Source organism: Streptomyces sp. SID5785, assembly GCF_009870065.1.
In the GTDB taxonomy this organism is placed as follows: Bacteria; Actinomycetota; Actinomycetes; order Streptomycetales; family Streptomycetaceae; genus Streptomyces.
Genome location: NZ_WWIA01000684.1, coordinates 1 through 6,178 on the forward strand (window position 1 = coordinate 1; position 6,178 = coordinate 6,178).

General features: G+C 73.8%; 5 protein-coding genes. 4 read left to right on the forward strand and 1 reads right to left on the reverse strand.

Annotation, left to right across the window (positions count from 1 at the left end; genetic code table 11):
- Positions 1–411 (reverse strand): PucR family transcriptional regulator ligand-binding domain-containing protein (locus GTW43_RS22305; RefSeq protein ID WP_202501814.1); only part of this gene is annotated, 411 nt, incomplete at its 3' end.
- Between the two features lie 242 nt (positions 412–653).
- Here GTW43_RS22305 and GTW43_RS22310 point away from each other — a divergent pair.
- The 4 genes from GTW43_RS22310 to GTW43_RS22325 form a co-directional block, all read left to right on the forward strand.
- Complete coding sequence (locus GTW43_RS22310) at positions 654–1,478, forward strand: FAD binding domain-containing protein (RefSeq protein ID WP_161303795.1); 825 nt, start codon at positions 654–656, stop codon at positions 1,476–1,478.
- Positions 1,475–4,258, forward strand: a complete 2,784-nt coding sequence (locus tag GTW43_RS22315; protein ID WP_161303796.1) for a molybdopterin-dependent oxidoreductase — start codon at positions 1,475–1,477, stop codon at positions 4,256–4,258. The genes GTW43_RS22310 and GTW43_RS22315 overlap by 4 nt, the downstream gene beginning before the upstream one ends.
- 36 nt (positions 4,259–4,294) lie before the next feature.
- Positions 4,295–5,224: an oxygenase MpaB family protein gene (locus GTW43_RS22320; RefSeq protein ID WP_161303797.1), complete on the forward strand. Its 930-nt coding sequence runs from the start codon at positions 4,295–4,297 to the stop codon at positions 5,222–5,224.
- Between the two features lie 17 nt (positions 5,225–5,241).
- On the forward strand, positions 5,242–6,178 hold a 937-nt coding region (locus GTW43_RS22325), incomplete at its 3' end, for a serine/threonine-protein kinase (RefSeq protein WP_161303798.1).

Here is a 6,178-nt window from a genome sequence, read left to right on the forward strand (position 1 = left end):
CCCGTCGGCCGGGCGCCGGCTCAGGTCGCTCCACCGATGCCGGTAGACGGCCTCGGTGATCGCCCGGAAATTCGTGTGCGCCGGGACCGCGAGCAGCGCCACCCCGTGCGCCCGGCACGCCTCGACGACGGCCTGCGGCACGGTGCCGTGCGTCTCCTCGCCCGCGAGCAGCGCCGTCGCGCCGTTCGCCGCGAGTGCCGAGACGAAGCGCTCGGTGCGGGCCGGCGCCGCCTCGTCCGGATGCCACCACACGAGGCCGCTGAGCACGACGTCCCCCGACTGCAGAAAGCGTGACGGGTCCTCCAGGTCGGTCGCGGTGACCCCGCCGACGCTCTGGGCGAGCAGATTCTCGCCACTCCACAGAAGCGTGAGATCGAGCCCCTCGATCTCGAGGAGATCCCCGACGCGCATGGTGCTGCTCCCTGTACGGCCGTCGCCCGGCCACGGTGACACGAACCCCGAACGGCTTGCACATGCAAGGTGAACGGGGGTCCCGTCATCGTAAATACAAGGCCGCGGCAGGGGAATCCTCTTTGGTGGATCCACCAAGGACGGGGTGCGGGCCTCGGTGGAATTACGTGCCGGACACCAGTCGTCCCGCACCGGCGCCGGCGCTTCACTGGCAGAAAGCGACCGGCCGAAACGGGTGGGGCATGGATCTGAACACGGTTCTCGACGTACGGGACGGACGCCGCAGGGCGCCCTGGCGGCAGGGCGACGCCTGGCTCGGCGGCGGCACCTACCTCTTCTCCGAGCCCCAGCCGCACCTGCGCCGGCTCGTGGATCTGAGCCGGATGGGCTGGGAACCGGTGCTCCGGCACCCCGACGGATCCCTCGAGATCGCCGCCACCTGCACCGTCGCCCAGCTGTCCCGCTACGGCAGGACCCTCGACGCTCCCGCCGCGCCGCTCTTCGAGCAGTGCTGCCGCGCCTTCCTCGCCTCGTTCAAGATCTGGAACATGGCGACCGTGGGCGGCAACCTCTGCAACGCGCTGCCCGCGGGACCGATGATCTCCCTCACCTCCGCCCTCGACGGCGTGTGCCTGCTGCGCGCCCAGGACGGCACCTCCCGGCGGGTGCCCGCCGCGGAGTTCGTCACCGGCGCGGGACGCAAGGACCTCGGCGAGGGCGAACTGCTGCGCTCGGTGACCCTGCCCGCGGCCGCCCTGGACCGCCGCACCGCCTTCCGTCAGGCGTCCCTCTACGGGCTCGGGCGCTCCGGCGCCCTGGTCATCGGGACCCTCGACCCGCGCGACGGCTCCCTCGCGGTCACCGTCACGGCCGCGACGGTGCGCCCCTTCCGCCTGTGGTTCGCGCTGCCGCCCACCCGGGACGCGCTCCGCGCCGCGATCGACACGGCCGTCGGCGGCTCCGACTGGTACGACGACATCCACGGACTGCCGCGCTGGCGACGCCACATGGCGCTCCACCTGGCCGAGCAGGTCCGCCACGAACTCACCGAGGACGGTGTGCGATGAGCTACGGCATCGAGGTCAACGGCCGCGCCCACGAGGACGATCCGCGTCCCGGCCAGTGCCTGCGCACCTACCTCAGGGAGCACGGCTGGTTCGGCGTCAAGAAGGGCTGCGACGCGGGAGACTGCGGTGCCTGCACCGTCCACGTCGACGGCGAACCCGTGCACAGCTGTCTCTACCCGGCCGTCCGTGCGGACGGCCGCCGCGTCACCACCGTCGAGGGCCTCGCCGCGCCCGACGGCGAACTCCACCCCGTCCAGCGGAAGTTCCTCGACGCCCAGGGCTTCCAGTGCGGCTTCTGCACCGCCGGGTTCCTCATGACGACCGCCGCCCTTGAGGCAGAGCGCGGCACCGCCCACGACGACGGCAAGCTCGACGACCTGCCCCGCGCCTTCAAGGGCAACATCTGCCGCTGCACCGGCTACCGCGCCGTCGAGGACGCCGTCCGCGGTGTCCGGCACACCGAACGCCCCTGCGCGGGAAAGGCGGTGGGCGCCAGCCCGGGCGCCCCCGCAGGGCCCCAGGTCGTCACCGGCGCCGCCCGCTACACCTTCGACGTCGAGGTCCCCGGGCTGCTCCACATGAAACTGCTCCGCTCCCCGCACCCGCACGCCCGCATCACCGCGATCGACACCGCCGCCGCGCTGCGGGTCCCCGGCGTGCACGCCGTCCTCACCCACGAGGACGCCCCCGAGCGGCTCTACTCCAGTGCCCGGCACGAACACCCCACCGAGGACCCCGACGACACCCGTGTCCTCGACTCCACCGTCCGGTACGTGGGCCAGCGCGTCGCCGCCGTCGTCGCCGACAGCGAACAGGCCGCCGAGGAGGGCTGCCGGCGCGTCGAGGTCACGTACGAGGTGCTGCCGCACGTCACCGACCCCGAAGCCGCGATGCGCCCCGGCGCCCCCACCGTCCACGCCGACAAGGGCGAGGCCCAGCGCATCGCCCGCGCCGCCGACAACGTCGCGGGCGAGGTGCACGGCGAGACCGGCAGCGTCGACGAGGGCTTCGCCGAGGCCGACCTCGTCCACGAGGCGACCTACCGCACCCAGCGCGTCCAGCACGCCAGCCTGGAGACCCACGGCTGCGTCGCCTCCTTCGAACCCAAGGAGGACGGCACCGGCGACCGGATCGTCGTGCGTTCCAGCACCCAGACACCGTTCCTCACCCGCCGTGCCCTGTGCGCGCTGTACGACCTGCCCGAAGACGGCGTACGGGTCGTCGCAGGCCGGGTCGGCGGCGGCTTCGGCGGCAAGCAGGAGATGCTCACCGAGGACATCGTGACCCTCGCCGCGCTCAGGCTGCGCCGTCCCGTCAAGCTCGAGTACACCCGCGCCGAGCAGTTCCACGGCGCCACCACCCGCCACCCCTTCACCGTCACCGTCAGGATCGGGGCCCGCGCCGACGGCACCCTGACGGCGCTGCGGATGCGGGTCGTCGCCAACACCGGCGCGTACGGCAACCACGGGCCCGCCGTCATGTTCCACAGCGTCGGCGAGTCCTTCGCCGTGTACCGCGTCCCGCACAAGAAGGTCGACGCCTACTCCGTCTACACGCACACCGTTCCCGCGGGCGCCTTCCGCGGCTACGGCCTCGGCCAGGTCACCTTCGCCCTGGAGTCCGCGATCGACGAGACCGCCCGCCGCCTCGGCATGGACCCGCTCGTCCTCCGCGAGAAGAACGTCATCGGCCCCGGCGACCGCATGATCAGCCCCATCGGTGAGGAGGAGGACCTGCACATCGCCTCGTACGGACTCGCCCAGTGCCTCGGCATCGTGCGCCGTGCCATCGCCGAGGACACCAGCGCCGCACAGGCGCCGCCCGGCTGGCTGACCGGCCAGGGCACCGCCCTCGCCATGATCGCGACCGGGCCGCCCGGCGGCCACTACGCCGACGCGACGGTCACCCTGCTCCCGGACGGCACGTACGACATCGCCGTGGGCACCGCCGAGTTCGGCAACGGCACCACCACCGTCCACCAGCAGATCACCGCGGGCGCGCTCCACACCACCGTCGACCGCCTCACCGTCCGGCAGTCCGACACGGACGTCGTCCGGCACGACACCGGGGCCTTCGGCTCCGCCGGCACCGTCGTCGCGGGCAAGGCCGTGCTCCTCGCCTCCGAAGCCCTCGCCGGGCGGTTGCGGACCTTCGCCGCCCGGTACACGGGCGTCGCCCGGCATCTGTGCACGCTCGGCGCCGAGGCCGTCGACTGCGCGGGGCGCCTCGTCACGCTCAAGGAACTGCACGAGGCGGCGTGCGCCGCCGGGGCGCGGGACGAGCTCAGCGCGGAGGGGCACTGGGGCGGGACCCCGCGCTCGGTCGCGTTCAACGCCCAGTGGTTCCGGATCGCCGTCGACCCCGACACCGGCGAGATGCGCATCCTGCGCAGCGTGCACGCCGCCGACGCGGGCAAGGTCATGAACCCGATGCAGTGCCGCGGCCAGGTCGAGGGCGGCGTCGCCCAGGCGCTGGGCGCCACCCTCTTCGAGACCGTACGGGTCGACGAGCGCGGGGAGGTCACCACCGCCGCGTTCCGCCGCTACCGGCTCCCGCAGTTCGCCGACGTGCCCCGCACCGAGGTCCACTTCATGGAGACCACCGACGCGATCGGGCCGCTCGGCGCCAAGTCCATGAGCGAGAGCCCCTTCAACCCCGTCGCGCCCGCCTTCGCCAACGCGCTGCGGGACGCCACCGGGCTGCGCCTGACCGAGACGCCGTTCACCCGCGACCGCGTCTGGCTCGCCCTGGACGAGGCCCGGGCCGGGCGGCCACGGTGACTGGTGCCCGTGGCGGAGACTGCGCACACTGACGGCATGGCCGACGACGAGGCAGCAGCGGCAGCACCGGCAGCACCGGCAGCACCGGACCCGGGGCTCTTCGGGCCCTCCTCGGTGACCTGGCACGTGCACGCCGACCCCATGATGTGGATCGCGGGGGTGCGCGCCCTGTACCTCCAGGCCCTGCACCCCCGCGCCGTCCGCGGCGTCCTGCAGAACTCCGACTTCCGGCGCGACGCCTGGGGCCGCCTGCTGCGCACCGCGAGCTTCGTCGGCACCACCACTTACGGCACCACCGAGGCCGCCGAGCGGGCCGGTGCCCGGGTCCGCGCGATCCACCGCAGGCTCGGTGCCACCGACCCCGCCACCGGCGAACGGTACGGCGTCGACGAACCCGCCCTGCTGCTCTGGGTGCACTGCGCCGAGATCGACTCCTACCTGCACGTCGCCCGGCGCTCCGGATTCCCGCTCACCGACGCCCAGGCCGACCGGTACGTCGCCGAACACCGCACCAGCGCCCGCCTGGTGGGACTCGACCCCGACGACGTCCCCGGCGACAGGCGGGAACTGGCGGACTACTTCACCGCGGTGCGGCCCGACCTGGCCGCCGGTCCCGAGGCCCGCGAGGTCGACGACTTCCTGCGACGGCCGCCCGTCCACCCGCTCCTGGTCCCGGCCCGCGCGCTCGTGTGGCGGCGCGCCGCGAACCTCGCGTACGCCGCCCTCCCGGTGTGGGCCCACGCCCTGTACGGCCGGGCCGCCCCCGCCCCGCGCGCCGTCACCCGCCGCCTGCGCACCACCGGCACCGCCCTGCGCGCCGTCCCCGCGACGCTCCGCTGGCAACTGCCTCCGAAACACGTCCTGTCGGCCGTGGCACGACTTGGTCCCGAGACGCGTCCGGCACCGTACAAAGTCGGCAGAAGGGTAGCCATACTGGACGGGCCGGGGGAGGGCACGGCGAGCTGACGGGGGCGACAGCGGACATGCCAGAGCTGGGGGAGACGCGCGACACCAGGCTGATCCACGGGCGGTACCGGCTGCTCGACCTGATCGGCAGAGGCGGCATGGGCGAGGTGTGGCGCGCCCGCGACGAGGCGCTCGGCCGGCACGTCGCCGTCAAGTGCCTCAAACCGCTCGGACCGCAGCGCGACCGGTCCTTCACCCGCGTCCTGCGCGAGCGGTTCCGCCGCGAGGCCCGGGCCGCCGCAGCCCTCCAGCACCGCGGGATCACCGTCGTCCACGACTTCGGCGAGTACGAGGGCATCCTCTACCTGGTCATGGAGCTCCTGGAGGGCCGCGACCTGAGCCGGCTCCTGGAGGACAACCGCGGGCACCCGCTGGACGTCGACACCGTCGAGGACGTCGCCGCGCAGGTCGCCGCCGCGCTGGCCTACACCCACGACCAGGGCATCGTGCACCGGGATCTGAAGCCCGCGAACATCGTGCGCCTCGGCGACGGCACCGCCAAGATCTGCGACTTCGGCATCGCCCGGCTCGGCCACGACATCGGCTTCACCGCCCGGCTCACCGGCACCGGCATGGCGATGGGCACCCCGCACTACATGTCGCCCGAGCAGATCGGCGGCGACCACGTCGACCGGCGCAGCGACCTGTACTCGCTCGGCTGCGTCCTGTACGAGATCGCCACGGGCGTCCCGCCGTTCGACCTCGCCGACGCCTGGGCGGTGCTCGTCGGCCACCGCGACACCGCCCCCGAACCGCCCCGCAGCCACCGGCCCGACCTGCCCGCCCACCTGGACCGCATCATCATCGACCTGCTCGCCAAGGACCCCGAGGACCGGCCCTCGGACGCCGCCGACCTGGCCGGACGCCTCGCCGCGGGCCGGACCGGCGCCCGCGTCCCGCTGCCGCGCGCCTCCTCCGGGGCGCGCGAGCCCCGACTGCCGTCCTGGACGCGGG

Bases quoted from the DNA above. Each gene is read 5' to 3' on its own strand.
- GTW43_RS22310 (WP_161303795.1), top strand. From the start codon at position 654: ATGGATCTGAACACGGTTCTCGACGTACGGGACGGACGCCGCAGGGCG.
- GTW43_RS22315 (WP_161303796.1), top strand. From the start codon at position 1,475: ATGAGCTACGGCATCGAGGTCAACGGCCGCGCCCACGAGGACGATCCG.
- GTW43_RS22320 (WP_161303797.1), top strand. From the start codon at position 4,295: ATGGCCGACGACGAGGCAGCAGCGGCAGCACCGGCAGCACCGGCAGCA.